General features: G+C 56.4%; 24 protein-coding genes, 1 tRNA gene and 1 pseudogene. 10 read left to right on the forward strand and 16 right to left on the reverse strand.

The window, feature by feature from the left end; all coding sequences use genetic code 11:
• Nucleotides 1-59: 59 nt before the first annotated feature.
• The 4 genes from OAN307_RS02700 to smpB form a co-directional block, all read right to left on the reverse strand.
• Entirely contained in the window at nucleotides 60-833 is a 774-nt protein-coding gene (locus OAN307_RS02700) for an SDR family NAD(P)-dependent oxidoreductase (RefSeq protein ID WP_015498320.1), read from the reverse strand.
• A 79-nt stretch (nucleotides 834-912) separates the two neighbouring features.
• A complete protein-coding gene (locus tag OAN307_RS02705; RefSeq protein WP_015498321.1) occupies nucleotides 913-2,097 on the reverse strand; it encodes an amino acid aminotransferase in 1,185 nt (394 codons plus the stop codon).
• A complete protein-coding gene (sseA, locus tag OAN307_RS02710) occupies nucleotides 2,097-2,954 on the reverse strand; it encodes a 3-mercaptopyruvate sulfurtransferase (protein WP_015498322.1) in 858 nt (285 codons plus the stop codon). Before sseA ends, OAN307_RS02705 begins: the two co-directional genes overlap by 1 nt.
• Nucleotides 2,955-3,101: 147 nt before the next feature.
• Nucleotides 3,102-3,578, reverse strand: coding sequence for an SsrA-binding protein SmpB (gene smpB / locus OAN307_RS02715; protein WP_015498323.1), 477 nt, complete (start codon nucleotides 3,576-3,578; stop codon nucleotides 3,102-3,104).
• Between the two features lie 72 nt (nucleotides 3,579-3,650).
• Here smpB and OAN307_RS02720 point away from each other — a divergent pair, with 72 nt between their 5' ends.
• Complete coding sequence (locus tag OAN307_RS02720) at nucleotides 3,651-4,844, forward strand: winged helix-turn-helix domain-containing protein (protein WP_015498324.1); 1,194 nt, start codon at nucleotides 3,651-3,653, stop codon at nucleotides 4,842-4,844.
• Nucleotides 4,845-4,908: 64 nt separating this feature from the next.
• Nucleotides 4,909-6,108 carry a hypothetical protein gene (locus tag OAN307_RS02725; protein WP_015498325.1) on the forward strand — a complete coding sequence of 400 codons (1,200 nt, stop codon included), beginning with the start codon at nucleotides 4,909-4,911 and terminating at the stop codon, nucleotides 6,106-6,108.
• 36 nt (nucleotides 6,109-6,144) lie between these two features.
• On the opposite strand, the gene dapA is transcribed toward OAN307_RS02725, so the two are convergent.
• Nucleotides 6,145-7,017, reverse strand: a complete 873-nt coding sequence (dapA, locus tag OAN307_RS02730; RefSeq protein WP_015498326.1) for a 4-hydroxy-tetrahydrodipicolinate synthase — start codon at nucleotides 7,015-7,017, stop codon at nucleotides 6,145-6,147.
• Nucleotides 7,018-7,219: 202 nt separating this feature from the next.
• Between dapA and OAN307_RS02735 the strand changes: the two genes are divergently transcribed.
• Nucleotides 7,220-9,358, forward strand: coding sequence for a lytic transglycosylase domain-containing protein (locus OAN307_RS02735; RefSeq protein ID WP_245540957.1), 2,139 nt, complete (start codon nucleotides 7,220-7,222; stop codon nucleotides 9,356-9,358).
• A 9-nt stretch (nucleotides 9,359-9,367) separates the two neighbouring features.
• Here the strand turns inward: OAN307_RS02735 and OAN307_RS02740 are convergent, their stop codons facing one another.
• Both OAN307_RS02740 and mnmD read right to left on the reverse strand, forming a co-directional pair.
• Nucleotides 9,368-10,234: a DMT family transporter gene (locus OAN307_RS02740; RefSeq protein WP_015498328.1), complete on the reverse strand. Its 867-nt coding sequence runs from the start codon at nucleotides 10,232-10,234 to the stop codon at nucleotides 9,368-9,370.
• A complete protein-coding gene (gene mnmD / locus OAN307_RS02745) occupies nucleotides 10,231-10,902 on the reverse strand; it encodes a tRNA (5-methylaminomethyl-2-thiouridine)(34)-methyltransferase MnmD (protein WP_015498329.1) in 672 nt (223 codons plus the stop codon). The genes OAN307_RS02740 and mnmD overlap by 4 nt, the downstream gene beginning before the upstream one ends.
• A 146-nt stretch (nucleotides 10,903-11,048) precedes the next feature.
• On the opposite strand from mnmD, the gene OAN307_RS02750 reads away from it, so the two are divergent.
• Nucleotides 11,049-12,083 (forward strand): NAD(P)/FAD-dependent oxidoreductase, encoded by a 1,035-nt coding sequence (locus OAN307_RS02750; RefSeq protein WP_015498330.1) that lies wholly within the window; start codon nucleotides 11,049-11,051, stop codon nucleotides 12,081-12,083.
• Between the two features lie 8 nt (nucleotides 12,084-12,091).
• Here the strand turns inward: OAN307_RS02750 and OAN307_RS02755 are convergent, their stop codons facing one another.
• On the reverse strand, nucleotides 12,092-12,886 hold the full coding sequence (locus tag OAN307_RS02755) for an acyl dehydratase (protein ID WP_015498331.1): 795 nt from the start codon (nucleotides 12,884-12,886) through the stop codon (nucleotides 12,092-12,094).
• 36 nt (nucleotides 12,887-12,922) lie between these two features.
• Here OAN307_RS02755 and OAN307_RS02760 point away from each other — a divergent pair, with 36 nt between their 5' ends.
• Entirely contained in the window at nucleotides 12,923-13,318 is a 396-nt protein-coding gene (locus OAN307_RS02760) for a VOC family protein (protein ID WP_015498332.1), read from the forward strand.
• Here the strand turns inward: OAN307_RS02760 and OAN307_RS02765 are convergent.
• Nucleotides 13,315-13,842, reverse strand: a complete 528-nt coding sequence (locus tag OAN307_RS02765) for an NADPH-dependent FMN reductase (protein ID WP_015498333.1) — start codon at nucleotides 13,840-13,842, stop codon at nucleotides 13,315-13,317. The two genes, OAN307_RS02760 and OAN307_RS02765, sit on opposite strands and share 4 nt — an antisense overlap.
• Nucleotides 13,843-13,934: 92 nt before the next feature.
• On the opposite strand from OAN307_RS02765, the gene OAN307_RS02770 reads away from it, so the two are divergent.
• Complete coding sequence (locus tag OAN307_RS02770) at nucleotides 13,935-15,590, forward strand: thiamine pyrophosphate-binding protein (RefSeq protein ID WP_015498334.1); 1,656 nt, start codon at nucleotides 13,935-13,937, stop codon at nucleotides 15,588-15,590.
• Nucleotides 15,591-15,628: 38 nt separating this feature from the next.
• Here the strand turns inward: OAN307_RS02770 and OAN307_RS02775 are convergent, their stop codons facing one another.
• Genes OAN307_RS02775 through cobO form a run of 5 tightly spaced genes read right to left on the reverse strand, consistent with a single transcriptional unit; the run spans nucleotide 15,629 to nucleotide 19,301 of the window.
• Nucleotides 15,629-16,951 (reverse strand): aminotransferase class III-fold pyridoxal phosphate-dependent enzyme, encoded by a 1,323-nt coding sequence (locus OAN307_RS02775; RefSeq protein WP_015498335.1) that lies wholly within the window; start codon nucleotides 16,949-16,951, stop codon nucleotides 15,629-15,631.
• 11 nt (nucleotides 16,952-16,962) lie between these two features.
• Nucleotides 16,963-17,361 carry a Lin0512 family protein gene (locus OAN307_RS02780; RefSeq protein ID WP_015498336.1) on the reverse strand — a complete coding sequence of 133 codons (399 nt, stop codon included), beginning with the start codon at nucleotides 17,359-17,361 and terminating at the stop codon, nucleotides 16,963-16,965.
• Nucleotides 17,358-17,666, reverse strand: a complete 309-nt coding sequence (locus OAN307_RS02785) for a Lin0512 family protein (protein ID WP_044043088.1) — start codon at nucleotides 17,664-17,666, stop codon at nucleotides 17,358-17,360. Before OAN307_RS02785 ends, OAN307_RS02780 begins: the two co-directional genes overlap by 4 nt.
• A gap of 7 nt (nucleotides 17,667-17,673) precedes the next feature.
• Entirely contained in the window at nucleotides 17,674-18,660 is a 987-nt protein-coding gene (locus tag OAN307_RS02790) for an alpha/beta hydrolase (protein WP_015498338.1), read from the reverse strand.
• Complete coding sequence (gene cobO / locus OAN307_RS02795) at nucleotides 18,660-19,301, reverse strand: cob(I)yrinic acid a,c-diamide adenosyltransferase (RefSeq protein WP_015498339.1); 642 nt, start codon at nucleotides 19,299-19,301, stop codon at nucleotides 18,660-18,662. Before cobO ends, OAN307_RS02790 begins: the two co-directional genes overlap by 1 nt.
• 78 nt (nucleotides 19,302-19,379) lie before the next feature.
• Between cobO and OAN307_RS02800 the strand changes: the two genes are divergently transcribed.
• Complete coding sequence (locus OAN307_RS02800) at nucleotides 19,380-19,688, forward strand: hypothetical protein (protein ID WP_015498340.1); 309 nt, start codon at nucleotides 19,380-19,382, stop codon at nucleotides 19,686-19,688.
• Between the two features lie 158 nt (nucleotides 19,689-19,846).
• Here OAN307_RS02800 and OAN307_RS25820 read toward each other — a convergent pair.
• Nucleotides 19,847-21,024: pseudogene (locus OAN307_RS25820) on the reverse strand (transposase).
• A 224-nt stretch (nucleotides 21,025-21,248) separates the two neighbouring features.
• Between OAN307_RS25820 and tnpA the strand changes: the two are divergent.
• Nucleotides 21,249-21,596, forward strand: a complete 348-nt coding sequence (tnpA, locus tag OAN307_RS02820; protein ID WP_015501375.1) for an IS200/IS605 family transposase — start codon at nucleotides 21,249-21,251, stop codon at nucleotides 21,594-21,596.
• Between the two features lie 200 nt (nucleotides 21,597-21,796).
• On the opposite strand, the gene OAN307_RS02825 is transcribed toward tnpA, so the two are convergent.
• Nucleotides 21,797-21,873 (reverse strand) — tRNA-Arg (locus OAN307_RS02825).
• A 102-nt stretch (nucleotides 21,874-21,975) separates the two neighbouring features.
• Here OAN307_RS02825 and OAN307_RS02830 point away from each other — a divergent pair.
• Together OAN307_RS02830 and OAN307_RS02835 are read left to right on the forward strand one after the other, a co-directional pair.
• A complete protein-coding gene (locus OAN307_RS02830; RefSeq protein ID WP_015498342.1) occupies nucleotides 21,976-23,001 on the forward strand; it encodes a LacI family DNA-binding transcriptional regulator in 1,026 nt (341 codons plus the stop codon).
• Between the two features lie 4 nt (nucleotides 23,002-23,005).
• Nucleotides 23,006-23,422, forward strand: a complete 417-nt coding sequence (locus OAN307_RS02835) for a hypothetical protein (protein ID WP_015498343.1) — start codon at nucleotides 23,006-23,008, stop codon at nucleotides 23,420-23,422.
• The last annotated feature ends 16 nt before the right edge of the window (nucleotides 23,423-23,438 follow it).

Consider the following 23,438-nt stretch of genomic DNA (forward strand, 5'->3'; position numbering starts at 1 on the left):
ATCAACGAAAAGGCCCTGCTGGCGACAGCGGGGCCTTTTTACGTGTGGTCGGATCGACGCTATTTCGACTGCATCTTTTCGACCATCTTCAACACGGTGCGACGTGGTAACAATGGGATGACCCATTGTGTCAGGATGCTCAGCTGTCGTTCATTCACTGTGACCAGCTTGCCCGCGATCATTGCGTCGTAGCCATGTTTCGCAACGCTTTGCGGTGACGTGCCGTTTTTGACCAAATCGGTCCCACCAAGATCAGCGCGATTCGCGAATTCGGTTTCGACGTACCCGGGGGCCAGAACCGTGCAGGTTACGCCATCACTGTGCAATTCTTGGTCCAGCGCTTGACTGAACGAACCCACGAACGCTTTCGTCGCAAAATAAACCGCCTGTAACGGCCCAGGCATAAAGCCTGCCGTTGATCCGACCTGTAAAATACGGCCACTGCCCTGCGCGGCCATCTTGCCGCCAAACGCGTGCGATAGCGTCACTAAGGCTTTGATGTTGAGGTCGATCATATCCTGTTCGTCCTCCAGATCACGCTCGATATGCTTGCCGTGCCCACCGAAGCCTGCGTTGTTGATCAGGATATCGACTGACACGCCAAGCGCATCAACCGCAGTGACAAGCGCGTCAGCACCGCCCGCTTCGCCAAGGTCCTGCGCGATGATGTGAACCGTGACGCCATGCGCGGATTCGAGTTCGGCCTTCAGCGCGTTCAGCGCATCCAAACGGCGCGCAACCAATATCAGATCACCCTTTTTTGACGCATGATAGCGGGCAAATTCGGCACCAATCCCGCCGGATGCACCGGTGATAAGGGCAGTGTTGGACATGAGTGTATTCCTTTGAGAATGAAAAACGGCGTGCCCTTTGATCTGGACACGCCGCGTGAAATTTCAATGGTTGGACAGGTTAGATCCCGGCGTCAATAATTGCTTTCGCCAGTATCGGAACAGTGCCTGCGTTCAAACCTGCGATGTTCATCCGGCTGTCGCCCACCATATAAATCCCATAATCGGCACGCAGTTTTTCAACCTTTTCAGGCGACGTCCCAAGGCGCGAAAACATGCCGCGATGTGTTGCCAAGAAATCAAAGCGGTCGGAATTGGACAGACGGCGCAGTTCGCTCGCCAACTGTTGGCGCAGATCAAGCATACCAAGACGGGTGTCTTCCAGCTCGGCCTCCCAATCAACACGAAGCACGGGGTCGGTCAGGATCATCGTCACCACGCGGGCGCCATGATCAGGCGGAAAGCTGTAGTTTTGACGGTTCAGGTAGGACAGATTCTGCTGTGCCAAATCACGCTCATCTTTATCGCGTGCAATCGCCATCAGAATGCCTGTGCGTTCGCGGTAGACGCCAAAGTTCTTCGAACAGGATGCGGCGATTAGCACGTTGTCAAAGCCGGCAGCGATTGTTCGGGTTGCCGCGCCGTCCGCATCTAATCCGTCGCCAAAGCCCTGATAGGCGATGTCCACAAACGGCATCGCGCCAACATCTTTGATGACCGCAATCGCCTGATGCAATTGTTCCGCCGTCAGGTTTGCACCCGTCGGGTTGTGGCAACAGCCGTGCAACAGCACGACATCGCCAGTTTTGACCTGCCCGAGATCGGCCAGCATACCGTCAAAATCCACGCCGCGCGTCGTTTCGTCAAAATAGCGATATTCGGCCATTGGCATGCCAAGGTATTTGATAATCGACGGATGGTTTGGCCACGTCGGGTTGGAAATCCAAACCGTCGCGTCGGGCGCTGCGAGCTTGATAAGCTCAAGCCCCTGACGGATCGCGCCCGTCCCTCCGGGTGTTGCAACAGCAGCAACTCGTTCGCGTGCCACTGCGCCATCCAGCACCAGATCAATCATGGCATCTGAAAACGCAGGATCACCCGCCAGCCCGACATAGGCCTTGGATGTCTGTTCCTCGACCAGCCGTCGTTCCGCAGCTTTCACCGCGCGCATGACGGGGGTGTTGCCACTTGCGTCTTTGTAAACACCGACGCCAAGATCGACCTTGTCGTCGCGTGGGTCTTCTTTGTAGGCGGCCACAAGGGCGAGAATTTTGTCTTTTGGTTGGGGGGAAAGGTGCGCAAACATTAGGCGTCTCCTGTGGCTATTGGTAGATCATGGAACGTGCCCCATTCGGACCAGCTTCCATCATAAATTGCATGGTCTGTTTTGCCCATCCGTTCCATCGCAAGGGCAAGCACGGCGGCCGTGACACCAGACCCACATGACAAAATAGCAGGCTTGGCAAGATCAACACCCGCCTTGCGGAATACCTCGGCCATGGCGTTGTTGGATTTCATCGTGCCATCGGGGGCCAAAAGATCGCGGTAAAACACGTTGCGTGCATTCGGGATATGGCCGGACCGCAGCCCCTCGCGGGGTTCTGGTGCGTCGCCGCTGAACCGTTCGGGCGCGCGGGCGTCGACGATGACATAATCCCCCAATTTGGACGCGGATGCGACCTGCGTGACGTCCTTAACCATCTGGTTCTGGCGCGTCACAGTCATATGGCGATCACGCACGACGGGTGGCAAATCTTCAGTCGCGCGGCCCTCGGCCTGCCATTTCGGAAACCCACCATCCAGAACTGCAATGTCGGTTTTTCCCATCAGTCGGAACAGCCACCAAACGCGGGCCGCACTAAACAGTCCCGCACAGTCATAAACAACAATTTGGTGGCCATCGCCCACGCCCAGTTTGCGCATACGTGACATAAATTTTTCAACCGGCGGTACCATATGTGGCAGTTCGGAACGGTGATCGCTGACATCATCGATATCAAAGAAACGCGCACCCGGAATGTGTGCGGATTGGTATTCAGCCACTGCATCACGCACCATATCTGGCAGATACCAAGACGCATCCAAAATCCGCAGATCGGGATTTTTCAGATGGTCGGCCAACCAACTGGTCGAAACGAGGATTTTAGGATCATCAAAGGCCATAGCATACCCCAAGTGTATAGGCGTTGCGGGAACGATATGTCCCTAACGCCGCACCCGATCCTACGCAAGGTTTGCCCTACAAAAAGGAGCGCCATGGAAACACCGGACGCCCCAAATTCATCGCCCCAGTCAGCAATTGTTCGCCACTTAATCCCCGTGGCGCAGCAATCTGGCCTTCTGGCGACCCCAATCGCGGGCGGCCTCGGTCGCGCGTTTGTCTTGTTTCTGTTTACCCTTGGCGATCGCGATCTTAACTTTCACGCGGCCCTTATGGTTGAAATACATCACCAGCGGCACAAGGGTCATACCCTCGCGCGATATCGCATTCCCCATCCTTACAAGTTCACGTTTGGACACCAATAGCTTGCGGCGTGCACGGTCTTCGTGGGGGAACATCGCTTGCTGATACGGCGCGATATACGAATTTATCAACCAAAGTTCGCCCTCTGCCACGGTCGCGTAGCTGTCGGCAATGTTGGATTGGCCGACGCGCAAGGATTTTACCTCGGACCCCGCAAGGATGATACCGCACTCGACGTCGGACTCGATCGCAAAATCGTACCGCGCACGCCGGTTTTCGGCGATGACTTTGTAATTCGGGTTTTGATCGGGTTTCTTTGCCATAACGCTGATCAGATAAGGGATGGCAGGCGCGACGACAAGCCGTAGGGTGATCCAAAGCCACAAAGGCCAGCCATGACCCGCCCGATCATCGATAATAAAGCCGCGCGTGCGGTGTTTCTGGATCACCACCTGCTGCTTGGTTCGCGCAGCGGCTCTGGCACAGGCGGCGATCTGCAAGGCGTCATTGACCATCTCGGGTTCGTGCAAGTCGACAGCGTCAACACGCTCGCCCGCGCCCATGATCTGATCTTGTGGTCACGTCGTCAGAAATACCGCGTGCCAAACCTGCCCAAGTGTATGAAAGCCCGCGGCGCGTTCGAACACTGGACCCATGATGCATCCTGTATTTCAATGCAGTATTTCCCGATGTGGCGGCACAAGTTCGCCAAAGATAAGGCGCACATGGATGCCAAATGGCCCGCATGGCGGAGGAGCGGTTTTCGCGAACAAATCGACGAAGTGCTGCGTCAAATCACTGATGAGGGCAGCTGCACATCCATGGATGTTGGCGCAAACGAAGAACGCGGATCGGGTGGCTGGTGGGACTGGCACCCTTCCAAAACAGCACTGGAATATCTGTGGCGCTCTGGCGATTTGTCGGTCTGCCACCGCAAAGGCTTTCGCAAAGTCTACGATCTCACCGAAAGGGTCATTCCACCAGAACAATTAAACGCTCGCGTCAGCGAAGACGACATGATCGACTGGGCCTGCACTTCGGCGCTAGACCGCCTTGGCTTTGCCACTTCCGGCGAAATCGCCGCCTTTTACGCGATCATCACGCCTGCACAAGCTAAACACTGGTGCGTTGTGGCCTTAACAGGCCAACGCCTCATCGAGGTGGATATTGAGGCTGCCGACGGATCGCTGCGCCCCTCCTTCATCTTGGCCAATACAACTCAATCCGAACTATCCGCACCAAACAACCGTGTCCGGCTGCTTTCCCCGTTCGACCCCGCCCTGCGCGATCGAAAACGCGCGCAGCGGCTGTTTAACTTTCACTACCGAATCGAAATTTTTGTCCCGGCCCCGAAAAGGCAATACGGCTACTACGTCTTCCCAGTACTGCAGGGTGATCGCCTGATCGGGCGCATCGACACGAGACGCGACGGGACTGCAACTTTTGTGACGGCCTTTTGGCCTGAAAAGGGCGTGCGCATGGGCAAGGCCCGCGTGCGCGCGCTTGCGGCTGAGATAGACCGTGTCGCCACGTTCGTGGGCAGTACGGATGTGGTTTGGGGCGATGGGTGGCTTAAAGAAAATTATTGAACAGTGTTCATTATCGTGAAATTATGGAGGGATATTATTTATTGCTTGATTCCGGAGGAACCCAATGGCCCACGTCATCCAAACCGAAGCACTGGTCGAAGAAGGGGTCATTACCCCGAACCAAGGCAACGTCATCGCGCGCCGTTCTCGGCAAGTTATGGTGTCTATCGTCCTTAATTCTGTCCTGTGCTTTGGCATCATCGCTGCCGCCGCAGGCTTCATCGGCCTGTTGGCGGATGCGCTCTCTGTTGCGGTGGTTGGTGGCCTGTTCCTCGCGATTGGGGCCACGATCCTTGTCAGAGCCACGGACATTTATCGCATGTTTGGCACTGCCTCAGCGCTGATTGGTGCGGGGATGCTGACCGGCGGGGCGTCGATTGAAATTATCGATAAAATGGGGGGGCAATCTGGTGGATTGGCCCTGCTGATTCTTGGCCTGATCGGTGCCGCTGTCACCGCGTTCCTGCATCGCAAGGGTCCTGCAAATACCGGTTTTTTGACTGGCAGCATCCTGTTGATGACTGGCGCGATGCACATTAGCGGGCTTTATCTTTGGGTGTGGGCGGCTGAAATATCCGGCTTTGGGATTCCGATGATCCACTTCTATGTTGCCGCCGCAATCTTCATTGTTGGCATGTTCATCGACGTACGCCTGATCACCGCGCTTGCCATCGTACCGTTCGCGCAAATGCTCGATACTGGGACGTTCTACTGGCACGCAAGCTATGCCTTCTACAGCCCTGAGGGGACGTTCACCATTCTCCAAATGTCTGTTGCCACGGTCGCCTGTGTTGCCATCGCGGGGCTGCTGACCGACCGCTTTCGTCGCCACACCCATATCTTCGGTATCATGGCGTTCATCATCGCCAACCTCAGCTTCCTTGTGGGTAGTTTGTGGGGGGATGTTGTGGGCAGCCACATCTGGGGTCCGACGTATCGCGACTACAGCGACGACTACCAGACCTTTATCGAAGCGAAATCAGCGTTCGAAGCCAACGCGCTGGTGATCTCGGAACAGGTCTATTCTATCGTCTGGGCCATTCTGCTGGTCGCCGCTGCCTTCTGGTCCGCCAACACCAACCGACGCGGAATTTTTAATGCCGCCATGACGTTTGGCGCCATCCACGCCTACACCCAAGCGTTTGAGACGTTCTACAATGAGCCGCTCGCCTACGTCATTGGTGGCTTGGCAGCGATTCCGTTGGCTTGGGGCCTGTGGCGCCTGAACGTCCAATTTGAAACCCATAACGCAGTCGCCGCCTAAAACGCAAACGAGCGGGGACATTCCCGCCCGTTTAAATCAGTTCAACAGACCCGCGTGCACCATCGCATCACGCATCTTTTCTTTCGTCTCATCTGTTAACTTGGTCAGCGGGGATCGTACCTCGTCTGAACACAGCCCCAACAGCGACATGCCATACTTGGCACTGACCAATCCAGGTTCGCTAAAGATCGCCCTGTGCAGCGGCATCAGACGGTCGTTGATCGCCAACGCCGCCGCGTAATCGCCCGACAAAGTCGCAACCTGCATCTGCGAACACAGCATTGGCGCAACATTTGCCGTGACCGAAATACAGCCAACACCGCCCTGCGCGTTAAACCCGATTGCGGTGGGGTCTTCGCCGGACACTTGGATAAAGTCGGCACCGCAGAACAGCCGCTGGTTTGGCACCCGCGCCAAATCACCAGTCGCATCCTTTACGCCGATAATCATGTCATGCTTAGCTAATTCGCCCATCGTTTCCGGCAACATATCGACCACAGACCGACCCGGAATGTTGTAAATGATGATCGGCAAACCACAGTCCGCCGCTTGTGTGAAATGTTCGATCAATCCGCGCTGTGTCGGCTTGTTGTAATACGGCGTCACGACCAGTGCCGCAGTCGCACCCGCCGTCTTCGCCGCTTTCACCAAACGCACGGTTTCGGCCGTGTTGTTTGATCCGGCACCAGCGACCACAGGGAAACGCCCCGCCGCCGCGTCCACCACGGTTTGCACAACCAGATCATGCTCTGAATGGCTCAACGTCGGGCTTTCGCCGGTTGTGCCCACTGGTACCAAACCGTGCGACCCTTGTTCGAAATGCCACTCGACAAGTTTTTTCAACGTATCGAGATCCAGCTGGCCGTTCGCGAACGGCGTGACAAGAGCAGGGAGAGACCCTTTGATCATGATACGCATCCTTAATAGGGGGACCAACATTGGCCCGTTAATATCGGTTCCTTAGTGGGGTTTTCCGCCTTTGCCAAGTTTGTGAGTTGCGGTGTCCCCTTGATGACATACTTATGTTGAACGAATACAACGCGCGAACAAAATATACGCCAAAGTTCAATCAGGGGCCAAAGTACAAATGGGGGATCAGGCAGTTTTCACGATGAGGGCAATATGCGCCGCCGCCATTTTTCTAGCATCACCTGTCACAGCACAGGATAACACTGATCAAAACGGGCCGTCGCCATTCATACGCGCGCTTGCGTTGTTGGCAGATGGTGATGGCGAAGGGGCCTACCAAAGCCTTGTTGATGGGCCGATGGTTGAACAAGACTTGCTTGAATGGATGCGTCTTCGCGACACAGATGCGGACGCTACATTCGCCAGCTACGTCGGTTTTCTGGAACGTCGCCCCGATTGGCCCGGTAATGATCCTATCCGGGCCAATGCTGAACGCGCGATTGACGACACCATTCCAAACGGTGACGTCTTGGCGTTCTTCAATAATGCCGACGTTGAAACCGGACAGGGCGCTGTCGCTTACGCCAATGCCTTAATCTTTGATGGCCGCGAAGATGAGGCTGAAGCGATGTTGGTCGACCTGTGGTTAACCTCAGCTTTCACCACGTCCAGTCACCAAGCGATCATCGATGCATTTCCCGATGTCGTTGCCCCGCACCATTATGCCCGTGCCGACATGCTGTTGTGGCGTTGGCGCACGGGCGATGTGGCCAATGTTGTGCCGCTTCTGGACGAAGGCCAACAGGCTCTTGTCCGCGCGCGCCTTGCGAATATTAATCGCGATGCCGATGTTCAAGCCCGCGAAGATCTGGTTCCAGATCGCCTGCAGGACACCGCCGGTCTGCATTATGATCGGTTTAACCGGCTCGCAGATCGGGGTGACTGGACCAAAGCAAGCATCATCCTCACCGCGCAATCCACCAGTGCCGAACGCCTTGGTATTCCGTGGCGCTGGGGGTCATGGCGACGCATCCTTGCGCGTTGGCACATGCGCGAAGGCAACATCGCCGTCGCCTACGGCTTTGCCGCGCAGCATTTCATTCAAGCGGATGAGGGCAACTACAGTGACCTTGAATGGCTGGCAGGCTACATCGCACTGACCCACCTGCAAGACTACGAAACCGCGTTGCTGCATTTTCAGCGCTTTGACGCCTCAGTCTCCTCGCCCATATCCAAGGGCCGCGCGGGTTATTGGCTTGGCCGCGCCCATGCGGGTTTAGGCAACGCTGACGCCGCGCTTTCTGCGTTTCGAATGGGTGCGCAGCACCAGACATCATTCTACGGGTTGCTGTCGGCTGAAAAGCTTGGCCTGACTTTGAACCCCGACCTTGCGGGTGGCAAAGGTTTCGGCGATTGGCGCAATAGCTTGATCCTCAACAACGAACTTGTGCGTGCTGGGCTGGCTTTGCTTGATGCAGGGGAACGCGGCCTTGCGGTGTTGTTCTTTCGCGACGCTGCGGCGACCATGACCCGACAAGAAATCGGGCAGCTCGGCGCGTTGTTTATGGACCTTGGAGAACCGTTCTACACGATTTTAATCGCAAAAACGGCCGTCCAAGGTGATCTTTTGGTGCAGGACGCATATTTCCCCATGCACGCTATGGCAAACCTTGACCTGCCCGTTGAACCTGCAATTGCGCTTGCCATTGCACGCCAAGAATCCGAATTTCGCACCGATGCGGGCAGCAGCGTTGGCGCGCTGGGGCTGATGCAACTGATGCCCGCCACCGCCCAAGAGGTCGCGGGATGGCTCGATATGCCCTACAGCGTTCACCGCCTGACGACTGACTGGGAATATAACACAGTGCTCGGGTCAGAATACCTTGCGTATTTGACGCGTGAATTTGGCGATAGTCCGGTGATGATCGCGGCAGGCTATAATGCGGGCCCAAGCCGCCCAAAGACGTGGATGATGGAACGCGGCGATCCGCGCCGTAGTGTGTTCAATACCGATCCGGTGGATGTGATTGACTGGATCGAACACATCCCGTTTCGCGAAACCCGCAACTACGTCATGCGCGTGACAGAAGGCATTCCAGTTTATCGCGCACGACTGACAGGGCGCGTTGGCCCCGTTCGTTTTATGGATATTCTGATTGGCGCCGCGCCAATGGTGCGCCCCGTCGCCCGCCCTGTGAAGACAATCGATGCCTCGCAAGATGCCATTCTGGACGCCCCGCCAACCCCGCTGCGCCCATCTGTGCGCCGCGCCACAGAAATCACGCCTGAGCCGCCAACAAGCCCACAACCCACGCGACCGGTCGCGCGTACGGGCGACTAGCGCAGATGACTAGGCGGCGCGGCGCGCCCGCCACAGCGTGAACATCCCTGCGGACATGACCAGCCCCGCGCCAAGCGCGACATTTAGGGCTAAAGTTTCGTTAAAAATGCTCAGGCCAATGGCGCTGGCAAACACCAATTGCAGATAGGCAAAGGGCTGCACGGCGCTGGCTTCGGCGATTTCATAGGCCCTGATCAACAGCCAATGTCCCGTCACGCCCGTGATGCACAACGCGCCCATCCACCACCAATCGGACCCTACCATGGGTTCCCACATCCACAGCCCCAACGGGGTCAACGCGACCGCCCCCACGACCCCGGTCCAAAAGAACGACGTTGCAGTGCTGTCGCGCCGTGCCGCATAGCGCGTCAACAACCCGTAAAGCGCAAACATGAACGCCGCCAAAAGTGGGATCGCTGCCGCTGGGCTGAAGACCGTTATGCCTGGCTTCAGAATGATTAAAACACCGATGAACCCGACCCCGATGGCCGCCCACCTTCGCCAACCGACTTTTTCACCTAAGATTGGCCCAGATAGCGCGGCGATCAGCAGTGGATAACATGTAAATATTGCGTGGGCCTCAACCAAGCCAAGCAACACGAACCCCAACACCATAACGCAAATCTCAGCTGCCAAAAGCAGCCCGCGAAAGATCTGCAAGGCTGGCTGCGTGGTGGTTGCGGCTTTGCGTATCGACCCCACTTGGCGCTGCGCAATCGCGATCACGAACGCGGCAAAAAACCAATAGCGAATGGTGATGATCATCAACACATTGTATTCGCCCGCCAAATGCCGGCTGATCCCGTCTTGCACGGCGAACACGAAGGTCGTGGCAATCATCAACATAATGCCAAGACGAATGTTTTGCGTTGTCATTCAAGTACCCCTAATGTCATGTGCCGCTTGCGCCCGAACCCTTGCACGCGACTGACTCTGAAACCTGCAGCTGCAAGCCCGCGCCGCACAAATCCTGCCGCCGTATAGGTCGCGACTGTGCCGCCACTTGCCGTATGCGCTGCGACCTGCGCCAGCAACGCATCTTCCCAAAGTTCGGGGTTCTTGGCGGGTGAAAACCCGTCCAGAAACCATGCATCCGCCTGTCCATTCCAATCGGCCAACGTGTCACGCGCGTCCCCGACAACGACCGTTAATTCGAAATCTGCTCCGCGCAGGACAGGCGCCAGAATATCACCGCCCGCGTCATCCGCAAAGACACTAGTCGGCAACTCGGGAAACGCCTGTAACGCCCGCTGCATCTCACTCATCTGCATTGGATAAGCCTCAAAACTGGTGAAATGCAGCTTGCCCGCAATCCCTGATGCCCGCCACGCCCCCAGCGTCACCAGAAAGTTAAGCCCCGTACCAAAGCCCAATTCCCCTACATGAAACCCGTCACAAAACCGTGTGGGCAAATCATTGCCGCCCAAAAACACATGGTGCGTTTCGGCGACCCCATCATCGAGCGAATAATACGGGTCATCAAACTGGACTGAGACAGGCACGATTCCATCGCGCCATTCCACATTCGCCCGCTGGTCTGTCATGTCATTGTGCCCTATTCGTTTGCGCCAAGATCGAACGCGTAGCTTTGGCCAAGGTCTAACCCGCGCCTTTGGCGCAATTTTAACCCGCGCCTTTGGCCCAAGTTTAACGCGCGCCTTTGGCGCGACAATGAAAGCAGGTAGCGGTGATGGCAACGGTGGATGTGACTGTGCGCGGGGCAGGGGTGTTTGGCCTGTCCGTAGCGTGGGCCTGCCTTAGGCTGGGTGCCACAGTCCGCGTGATCGATCCGAACGGCGTCGGGTCCGGCGCATCTGGTGGAATCGTTGGTGCACTGGCGCCGCACGTGCCCGAACAATGGAACCCGAAAAAGGCGTTTCAACTGGACAGCCTGCTGATGGCCGAAAGCTGGTGGGGCGATGTCGACGCCGCTGGTGGCCTGTCGTCGGGGTACGGGCGCACGGGGCGGTTGCAACCCATCGCAGATGACGCAGCCCTCATGCTGGCCAATACCCGCATCGCAGGTGCTGTGACCCATTGGCAGGACCGCGCGATCTGGGAGGTTATCCAAGCCCCATCCGCCTTCGCCCCAAAGTCCCCAACGGGACTGTATATTCACGACACCCTCACGGCACGTTTGCACCCAGCGCAAGGCTGCGCAGCCTTGGCAGCGGCAATCTTGGCGCATGGAGGGGAGGTCATGGCGGAGGCACCAGATCAAGGCGCAGTTGTCTGGGCAACAGGGTGGCAGGGCCTCGAACTCCTCAGCAATCAACACACACGCATGGTGGGTGCTGGTATTAAAGGCCAAGCGGTGCTGTTGGATTTCGACGCGCGAACCGCGCCGCAACTGTTTGTCGATGGCTTGCACATTATCCCCCACGCGGATGGCACCACCGCGATCGGATCAACCACGGAACGTGAATTTGACGATCCGACCAGCACGGACACGCAATGTGACGCGCTTATCGCCAAGGCCCGCACTGCCGTCCCGGCCTTGCACGATGCCCGCGAAATCTGCCGCTGGGCTGGCGTGCGTCCGCGCACGCGAACCCGCGCGCCAATGCTGGGCGCGCATCCCGTTAGGACAGGCGAATTCATAGCGAACGGCGGCTTTAAGATCGGCTTCGGAATGGCGCCGCTGGCGGCAGAAAAACTAGCGGAGCTTGTCTTGACGGGTAACAACACAATTCCGGCATACTTTGATCCGCTGGCGAGCCTCTGACGCAACGCCTAACGCATCTGGGCTTCCATGCACTGCTCTCCGTTTGGCCCACGCACCCATGCGGCCCCATCCGCCCAACATAGCGTTGCGGAATGTGGTAACGTCAGGGGCGCCGTTGCGCGGTAGTTCACTTCGGTCAGTGGTTTTCCCAACTGGCGCGCACCCATCAGCATCAAATGCTGCGCCAGCAATGGCCCGTGTACGACCAGATCATCATAGCGTTCAACCTTGCGTGCATAGGGGCGATCATAGTGGATGCGGTGCCCGTTAAACGTCAGCGCGGAATAGCGAAACAACGCTGTGGTATCGAAACCTACCACTTCGGACTGCGCCTCATCAGTGCGGGCGCTTGGCTGCACGGGGGGCTCACCACCGTCTTCGCGATACACCAAATCCTGCCACTCGGTCAGCGCGACGGTCCCACGTTGGCGAATATCGTGGCGAATGCGCACAAACGCCAGCGGTCCTGACCGCCCCGTCTTGCGCGTCACACCCTCAATCACTGATGCCTTTTCAGCCACAGCACCTGCCATCAGCGGGCCATGAAACAAAAGCCGCCCTGCCGCCCACATCCGTCGTGGCCCTCTTAGATCGGGTACAAATCCGCCAAGCGCAGGATGCCCGTCACGACCGAGATTCTCCGGTGGCTGCGGATCCCAGAAATAGATGTGGTGAAAGAACGGCGGCAATGCACTGCCACTTTCAATTGTTTGCGCCATCCCCAACGTGGCCTGCAATGCCCGCGCACGTGCAGGGTCCATTACATCGGTGAGGGTTTGCGTTGCTGTGCTGTGCTCTGTCATACCGCCAATGCTGACCAGTCTGAATGGAGCCTACAAGTGCCGAACTTAAAATCCCTTGATCATCTTGTTCTGACCGTCAGATCAATCGACGTAAGCGTGGTGTTTTTTGGCGACGTTTTGGGCATGACACTGGACAAATTTAAGGTCGCAGACGGCGCAACCAGAACCGCCGTGAAATTCGGTCGGCAGAAAATCAACTTGCACCAAAGCGGCGCTGAATTTGACCCCAAGGCCGCCAACCCGCAGTCTGGAAGCGCCGATCTTTGTTTTCTCAGCGATACGCCCATTACAGATTGGATCGCGCATTTCGCAGCGTTGGATGTGCCAGTGATAGACGGCCCCATCCCGCGCACTGGCGCCACAGGGCCAATCTTGTCGATCTACATCCGCGATCCCGACGGTAACCTGATCGAGATCGCCAACCCGATTTAGGAAATATCGCGCAACGCCGTCATCAGATCATCCAGTGTCTTTTGGTAATGCGCGCTGATCAGCGTGTCGTTTGCATCGAACTGCTCAAAACTCGCCCCAAGCAACATTTCAGGCCCCTGCAAAACTAGCGGGCGAAACGGCATCATGCAGGCGCGCAACGCAGTCTGCGTGCGCTCTCCGCCGGATCGCCCTGCCGTGGCGGACATGATCGCGACTGGCTTACCGGACCAAGGCGCGCCGCTCGTGCGGCTGACCCAATCCAGCGCATTCTTGAGCACACCTGAGATGGATTTGTTGTACTCCGGCGTTGAAATAACAATTGCCCGCGCCCCCGCAATCTGTGCGGCAAGGCTCTGCACATCCGCTGGAATGCCACTCGCGTCTTCTAGATCCCCGTCGTAAAGTGACAGACGCAAATTACCGATCCGCAGATCACCACCAAATGATGCCGCCGCCGCATGCATCAGTTTGGTGTTTGTCGAATCGCGGCGCAGCGATCCAGATAGACCGAAAAGATAAGACATGGTGCCTCCAAGCAATGTTCCAATTGCTAAATAGAGGCTTTGCACTCCCTGACCAGTGCCCCATGATATCGCCAATAAATTGGAGAATATTTATGCAACGCCCCACGACAAGACATGGCGGTCAAATCCTTGTCGATCAGTTGGTCCGCTTTGGCGTTCGGCGGGTATTTTCTGTTCCCGGTGAAAGCTTTCTTGCCGCGCTCGACGGTCTGTATGACGCTGGCATTCACAATATTGTTTGTCGTCAAGAAGGTGGCGTCGCAATGATGGCTGACGCTTATGGCAAAATGACAGGCCAGCCCGGTGTGGCCTTTGTCACCCGCGGCCCCGGGGCCACAAACGCCAGTGCGGGCGTGCACATCGCGATGCAAGACAGCACACCGATGATCCTGTTAGTTGGCCAAATCCGCAGCGAGGATCGCGACCGCGAGGCATTTCAGGAGGTCGATTACAAATCCCTCTTCGGCGGCCTCGCCAAATGGGTGACTGAGGTAAACCACACCGCCCGCCTGCCTGAATACATCGCCCGCGCATTCCACGTCGCCACGTCAGGCCGCCCCGGTCCGGTGGTTCTGGCGTTGCCAGAAGATATGTTGTCCGCGCTGGCCGATGTTGGCGACACGACCGGACCGATTGCCATGCTCGCCCCTGATCTGACAAACGTTGCGAAAGACGCGCTAGACTGGCTGAGTGAATTCAAACGCCCTCTCGTGGTGGTCGGTGGTCCGCATTGGTCGCCACAAGCCGCACTTGATCTCGCACGTTTTGCAGCAACCCAAAACCTGCCTGTCGCGCTGGGGTTTCGTCGCCAGGATTACCTCGACAATCGCCATCCGAACTATGCGGGCGATCTCAACGTCGGCGTGAACGCCAAACTGGCACAGCGTGTGCGTGATGCTGACGCGTTGCTCGTGATCGGCTCGCGCCTTGGTGACATCGAAACCCAAGGCTATAGCCTGATCGATCCCGCAAACCCGCATTGCGCCATTATGCATATCCATGCAGATGCTGACGAACTTGGCCACGTCTACCAACCCGACATTGCCGTCACCGCTGACGCGGTGTCGTTTACCCGCGCACTTTCAAAATTGCCCGTGTCCGACACCGATTGGTCGGATTGGACCAAATCCGCGCGCGCCGACTATGACACTTGGAAAACCCCGCAGGAAACCCCCGGTAATGTAAGGCTGGAACAGGTCATTACCTGGCTGTCCGACTCGCTTCCAGACGACGCAATCCTGACCAATGGTGCGGGCAATTACGCCGCCTTCCTGCACCGCTATTTCGTCTACAAACAACACGGGACACAGCTTGCCCCAACGTCCGGATCAATGGGCTATGGATTTCCCGCCGCGATTTCCGCCTCAATCGAACACCCGGACCGCACGGTTGTTTGTCTGGCAGGGGACGGCTGTTTTCAAATGACCTGCAACGAACTTTCGACCGCCGCGCAACACGGCGCCAAACCCATCGTTGTGGTGGTCAACAACGGGCGCTACGGCACGATCCGCATGCATCAGGAAAAACACTATCCGGGTCGTGTGTCTGGCACGATGCTCGCCAATCCCGACTTCGCGGCCCTCGCCCGCGCCTACGGCGGCCATGGCGAAACAGTGAAGAAAACCGCTGACTTCGCGGATGCCTTCACCCGCGCCAAAGCCAGCGGCACCTTCGCCGTGATCGAACTGATCGTCAGCAAAGACGCGCTTTCAACCAGCCTAACGCTGAGCGGGCTCGCCGCCCCCTAGCTTCTTTGGTTTCTAAATACCTCCCCGAAGGGCCGGTTTCATCCTGCCAACTGCGCCCGCAATTTCGCGCCAATCTCATCCACATGATCTTGGGTGATGGTCAACGGTGGTGACAGACACAACGCATCCCCTACAGGCCGCACAATCAATCCGGCTTCCCACAGCCCGTTATAGGCTGCGCGCCCCGCATCCCCGACAGCCCCGTCTTGTTTCAAATGCACCGCACCAAGGATGCCGCAATTGCGCACGTCCATAACAGCCGCAATATCAGTGAGCGAATGCAGCATATCCTCCCACGGGCCCGCCATCGCTGTCGCGTTCTCGAAAATCTGGTCGTCGCGGTAGGCATCCAACGTCGCGATACAGGCTGCCGACGCCAGCGGGTGGCCGGAATAGGTGTAACCGTGGAACAGATCGGGCATTTTTGCGGGGCCGTTGCGGAATGCATCACGCACCGCGGCCGTCGCCAAAACACCACCCATGGGCACCGTCGCGTTGGTCATGCCCTTGGCGCAGGTCACAAGGTCTGGCTGGACGCCAAAGGCTTCAAACGCAAACGGTGTGCCCATGCGCCCAAAGCCGGTAATGACCTCATCGAAAATCATCAAAATGCCGTGCGCATCACAAATTTCACGCAGGCGTTTCAGATAGCCAACGGGCGGTGGGAACACCCCGCCAGCACCAGAAACCGGTTCAACAATCACCGCTGCAATCGTCTGTCCGCCATGCAGGTCGCATATGCGTTGCAGATCATCCGCCAGCTCAGCACCATGTTCTGGCAGCCCGCGCGAATTGGCATTCTCTGGCAGCCACGTGTGCCGCATGTGCGCCGTGGACGGATAAAGTGTCCCGAATTGACCCTTGTTTAGCCCAAGCCCACCGACAGACAGTCCGCCAAAATTGATCCCGTGATAGGCCTTTTCGCGGCCCACCAGAATGCGCCGATCCCCATCACCACGCGCAGTGTGGTAGGCCAGCGCGATTTTCAGCGCAGTATCCACCGCTTCAGACCCTGAATTGGTGAAAAACACATGATGGAAACCGGGGGCAAGTGCGGTGACCCGCGCCGCTGCTTCAAACGCTAACGGATGGCCTTGATTGAAATTATGGACAAAATCCAGCGTCGCCGCCTGATCTTGAATAGCCTTGGTAATCTTCGGATGACTGTGCCCTGCATTGCAGCACCAAAGCCCGCCTGTGCCGTCCAGCAACTCGTGTCCGTCAACAGTGGTATAACGCACGCCCTCGGCTTTTGAGATCAGGCGCGGGTTGTCTTTGAACATCTCGCTCGCCGTGAACGGCATCCAAAAGCTGTCAAGGTCGTTGGGAACGGTCGGGTTGATGCGGGCAGTATCTGGCATGGGGGTCTCCTTCAGGATGACCCTGTCACGGCTTCTGATCTCTGCCAAGCCTTGTGAATACGCTTGGCCTGCGGCGGCAAGAATGCTTCAACCGCAGCCGATGCCATCACGATGACATTTCCGGTGTCGGGGTTGGTCACGTTCAACCCGCCCTTTACCGCTTGGACAGTTGCGCGGCCTCTTGGCAATGCATCGACCAACGCGTCACAATTTACCGCGTCAGGGTCTTGCACCCCAACGGTCACAACAACGCGCATCGCATCGTGGCTAAGGCCCGTGGCCTCAAACAGCGGGATTGATGAATGACGCAACGCATCTTCAATCGCGCGTTTCGCGGCCTTGGTATAATCCTGCCCATACAAGTCATTTCCCATTCCCATTTCGATGATGAACCGCTGATCACCGCTCATGCGCCCAACTCCAATGCAACCGACAGGGCAACGTTTGCGATCACCGTCGGCAATCCGTCGGGGCGCGCTACATCAAGCCCTCCAAACGCCACGACAAACGTCAATTGCCCATACGGAAAGATATCGCGCAACGCGTCGGTATCTACGCGGTCGGGTTGCTGCACGCCAATCTCAACCGTGATTTGCATGTCTTCCTTGTCTTTGCCGTATAGCTCTGCAAGGCTGATCGAATTATGCCACAATGCGTCCTGCAACGCCCGCCTCGCGGCTTGGGTGTAATCCTGACGGCGCAGTGACGTGCCCATGCCGAATTCAGTGAGTAGGCGTGTTGGCAAGGCAATCTCCAGTTGAATAAGTGGTAATCGTATTTATAATATTGGCCATCATTTTTGGATCATCCAAAAGGCCCAAATGTGTCGCACCGACAATAATCTCATACGAGCCATGTTCATTCAGTGCGCTTAAGGTAGGTTCAAACTGATCTGGTAGAAACGCCTCATCTTCTGAGCCGACGATCAGGGTGTAATTTGATAAGTTTGTAATGTCAGTTTTCCAGGCGTTTCGCGGCGCATATGACGCGTTCAACCGATAGCTATAGCGATCTGTGCCACCCTTTTCTTTGACCCAATCTGGCATATTAAACTGAATTGCTATAAGCCCGTTCAACAGCCGGATATGCGCAAAATTCAACATGACCAATCCGATAATACGGCGTGTCAGGGCAAAGGCCCAGTTCCCTGAATTGGGCCGCATCGTCGGGGCTGCATAATGGATAAACGGCGACAACAACACGACATGGTCTGGCCGATGCTTGGGTGTCCCGCTGGCATGTTGAATTGCCAACCCACCACCACTGGAATGACCGATCACAATTAAGGATTGATCTGCACGACGGTGCTGTGAAATCAAATCGTCGAGGTCATCCGAAAGTTGTCCGATGTAGCTGCAATCGCCGCGCGTGCTCGTATTTGGGCCATGACCGCGCAGATCAGGGGCCAAGACATGCGCCACACCTCGGGATGCCAAATCGCATGCAAAGTCATTAAAGCAGGCGCCGTGCCAGCCGGATCCGTGCAACATCACCACCAGCGGGCCAGTGTCGCAGGCAAAGTCGCGGTAATGCAGCAGCGCGCCGTCCCTTGGGGTGTAAGGCTGTAGTGCTGCCAGTTTGATACCAGACGACTGCGTATTGAACTTTAGGCCATCGCCAACATTCAGCAATCTTGGGCGCTGTGAAAGAATTAATCCAATTGCAATCGCAAGGTAGATGCCAACGCTAATCGCAATTGGCGTCAACATCAAAATTCCACACCGATCTGCGCTTTGATACCAGACCGGAACGGATGCTTGACCAATTCCATTTCAGTCACCAAATCCGCAATTTCGATCAGATCAACGTGCGCATTGCGCCCTGTCAAAACCACATGGGTCATTTCAGGTTTTTCAGTGCTGAGGAACGCGACCACGTCGGCAATCGGCACGTAATCATAGCGAATCGCGATGTTGATCTCATCCAGTAGGACCATCGAATTTTTCGGATCTCGGATCAGCTCTTTGGCCTTTTCCCATGCGGCCATTGCCATTTCGGTATCGCGCGTCTTGTCCTGCGTTTCCCACGTGAACCCTTCGCCCATCGTGTGGAACGCACATTCATCGGCGAACTTGGACAGGATCAAATCGCGCTCACCCGTGGACATCCCGCCCTTGATGAACTGCACGACCGCGCAGGGCATGCCGTGGGCGATGTGGCGGAAAATCATCCCGAACGCTGCGGACGATTTGCCCTTTCCCTTGCCGGTGTGAACGATCACCAGACCCTTTTTGTCAGTCTTGGTCGCCATGATTTTATCGCGCGCGACCTTTTTCTTGGCCATCTTCATGGCGTGGCGGTCAGCGTCTGCGGCAGCGTCTATTGGCTTTGGCGTTTTATCGTCAGTCATGTTTATGTCCGATGCGAGATAAAGGGTTTGTTAACCGTTTCTTGACAGAAACGATAACAGACAAAAAGGGGCGTTGGAATGTGGATCAAGGCGGGACTGGCAATCATATCGGCAATCGGCCTTGGCGCGTGCGACACACCATCACTGGCGTTCCGTGGTGTGCCTGCCCAAATTGTCACTGTTGAACCCAGCGTCTTTGCGGTACGCCGCCTTGGCACTCAGGTCGAATTACTGCGAACAAACACTGAATATGCGCCAACATTCGCCAGTATCATCCCCCGTGCAAGCCAAGCCGTTTTCATCGCTACGGGCTGCACGCCTCGCCCACAAAGTTGGGCGGGCGAACAGACCCTGATGCAGGTCGAAATCGACTGTCCTGATATCTAGCCCAGAAACTTAGCCAGAAACCTGACGCAGTTGTACCATAAACGGATTATAACCAAAATCGTCATTCAGATTGTCACGGTTGGCTTCATTTTCCACCTAATGGAGGCTTTGTTGCACAAATCCAATGAGGGGTGTGCTTCCCCTTTCCCCAGACGGACTTATTCTACTGGCTCTGTGACAGGTATGCCTAGAGCAGTGTAGCGGTTCAGCACGGCGATGCGGATTTGAATTTCTGCGACCTGCCTTTCGAAGTCCCTCGCCATTAGCGATTGGCCCAGTAGCTTCATACAATGCATTCATTGCCCGGCAGGGTATTGCGCAGCAATATCCCGAGAGGGTTCGTTTCGACGCGGCTTCGGCGGTGATATCCGCTCCACCGTCGCCAAAGGGTGCGGCCCAGATATTGTTGTGCACTGACCGCTTCGTTGCGGGCAATTGCTCCGGCGCTCGTCGGTTTCCAGGGATTTGCATTTTTGCGCGGTGGGATCACCGCGTGGGCATCTCGGGCGGCAATCGCCTCGTGGCATTTGCGCGTGTCATACGCTCCATCCATTGCCCGGCAATGCATGTTTACATGCATGGGAGGGTGCGGTGACACTGCCGATGACCTGATCGGCAGGGATCTGGTTCAGAAGTTCCGGCAATACGGGAGCATCACCGATGTTGCTGCTGGTGACTTCGACCGCCCGAACCTCCAGCGTTTCCCCGTTGATGCCCCTCTCGGGACATTGCAATGCAATGCCCTGCCGGGCACGGTATGTGTATCTTACGCCAGATACGGCGTTTGGAGCCACCCTTTGCCCGGCAACACATACTTGCATGTGTGAGAGGAGTGCTTACGGGCATTCCACTCGCCTTCACCTTCGGCTTTTTGATCCCCGTGCTGTCCACTGCCCCCTCTCACACATGCTTTGCATGTGTTGCCGGCAACGGGACAGTGAACGGGACAGTGGTTTGCCTACAAACCATGAGAGGGGATGAGGAGGTTCAGTGGCCCGGTGGAGCCGCGATACGGCAGGCGCACGTTCAGTGTTTGCTGGCGGCGACATAAGGTGCTGAAATCCGGTGCTACCCAGTCCAGACCAGCCAGCTGCAACAGGCTCTGGACAAAACCAGTTGTCTGGCGTAGCGGCATGCCAAACAGCACCTTCAGCGTCAGACAAGTCTGAATGGCCGCGTCACTGAATTGCTGTTGCCGACCGCGCTTGCCGCTTGGCGGCGGCGTCCAAATTATCTCCGGATCAAACCAGATCGACAACGATCCGCGCCGCTTCAAGCTGTCATTGTAAGACGACCAATTCTTGGTCTTGTACTTCGTAGGGGCCCAACTGCTCATATCTTAAACTATCACACTGGATTCATTTTCCACCTAATGGATCGAAACCACCGGCTTCTAGCCGGCCAGCTTCAGCGAATCTATGATTGATCTTCTCTCCTGAATTTTGAAACCATACTGCTAATGCGGGTTTCAAAATTCAGGAGAGAAGATCATGCGTTATTCCTCATCCGCGCACACGCGATTTTACCACAGATTTCACGTCGTGTGGGTCACAAAATGTCGTGTGGGTCACAAAACATAGATACAAGGTTTTGCAGGGTGCGATGCGAGAGCGGATACGTGAGATTATCATGCAAACATGCGCCGAAATGGGCGTCCATATCGTGAAAGGTGTGCTGGGACGCGATCATGTGCACATGTTCCTGTCGATCCCACTAAAACTGTCCCTGTCCAACGTTATGCAACGCATAAAGGGCCGCTCGTCGCGCCGCATCCAGATGGAATTCCCTGAGTTGCGCAAGCGCTACTGGGGCAGGCGGTTTTGGGCATGCGGATATTTCTCAACCACCTCTGGAAATGTGACTGACGACATCATCACGCAGTATCTGGAATTGCATTCCTCTAAATGAGGCTACCGGCGTCAGCCGGTAGTCCTTCATTCAGTGAATCCCAACAGCCTATTTGTGCAACAAAGCCCGGATTATGACCTTTGCATCCGCTTGAGGTTGCGTACTGCCATTTGTAATGTTGCCTATTTGTAAGGATTGAGCGTGCTATTGCTTTTTTTTGCGCATGCTTTCCCTTTTTCTGACAGTTTTAAAGATGTTTTTGGTGACCCCGATTGGATTCGAACCAATAACCTGCCCCTTAGGAGGGGGCTGCTCTGTCCAGTTGAGCCACGGGGCCACGCTGCGCCTGTTTGCCGTGTAATGGGCCACGTCGCAAGGGCTTGGACTTCTTTGGCTGGGGGCTGTAACAGTTGGGTAGATCATCGACAGGATATTACCCTTGCAGACCAGATCCAAACGCTCCCTCACGTTACGTGATGTCTCTGAGGCATCTGGCGTGAGCGAAATGACCGTCAGCCGTGTGCTTCGCAACAAAGGCGACGTCAGCGCCGCGACCCGTGAAAAAGTGCAGGAGGCTGCGCGTAGATTGGGCTACGTGCCCAACAAGATCGCGGGTGCATTGGCGTCGCAGCGGGTCAATCTGGTGGCGGTGATCATCCCGTCCTTGGGCAATATGGTTTTCCCCGAGGTGCTGTCCGGTATCAGTGAAGAACTTGAAGGCACCGAACTACAGCCCGTCGTTGGCGTGACCGACTATCAGCCGGAAAAAGAAGAAAAGGTCTTGTTTGAGATGCTGTCATGGCGTCCGTCCGGTGTGATTATTGCGGGTCTTGAACATTCCGACGCATCACGTGCAATGTTGAAACAGGCTGGAATTCCTGTGGTTGAGATAATGGATACCGATGGCGAGGCTGTGGACACGTCGGTCGGTATTTCGCACCGTCGTGCCGGCCGTCTCATGGCCGAAGAAATCCTTAAGACAGGCTACAAACGCATTGGGTTCATGGGCACAAAAATGCCGCTCGATCACCGCGCACGCAAGCGGTTTGAGGGGTTCACGCAGACGCTCGCCAAGGGGGGCGTAGAGATTGCAGATCAGGAATTTTATTCCGGTGGATCCGCGCTTGCGAAGGGGCGTGAAATGACTGCCGCGATGCTTGAGCGCACTCCTGACCTCGATTTTCTATATTATTCTAACGATATGATCGGTGCAGGAGGTCTTCTTTACCTCCACGAAAAGGGCGCCGATATTCCAAAAAAGATCGGCCTTGCCGGTTTCAATGGCGTTGAGTTATTGGACGGGCTGCCGTTACAACTGGCCACAATGGATGCTTGTCGCCGTGAAATTGGCCAGACTGCCGCCCGCATCATCGCCGCACGCAACGCTGAAGGGGCGAGTGACGAAGGACAGGTTGTTGAACTGTCGCCAACGCTGTCGTTCGGTGACACATTGCGCAAGATTTAGTCCATTGGCCGGAACAGAGTCCCTAAGCGGAAGTTGGACGGGTCGCTTTGACTACGACAACATCGTCCTTGGCACACCGGTGTCCTTTGACGCGGTGCTGATCCAAACAGGGAGCACCCTTCGGGGTGAAGTCGTCGAACCCAATACCTTTCGCGCTGAAGCAACCGACACGCTGCTGGCGGTTCTGGCGGGGACCCGTAGCGGGTCAGCCGTTCAGCTTGTAAAGACCTACACAGATTTTGAAGGCTCCGACCATCCGCACTACGATGGCCAGGTGAACGCCACGGCAACGCGCATTACGGGTCGCTGGCATTTTCTAAACATGCCTGGCGTCAAAGGGACTTTTTTGCTTGCCCGCACTGCACAAGCAGCCGTACGCAAAACCGTCAAAGCCGCCGTGGAACTGGCAATTGAGGACTGATGAGACGCAACAGAGC

This window comes from Octadecabacter antarcticus 307 (assembly GCF_000155675.2).
Lineage (GTDB): Bacteria > Pseudomonadota > Alphaproteobacteria > Rhodobacterales > Rhodobacteraceae > Octadecabacter > Octadecabacter antarcticus.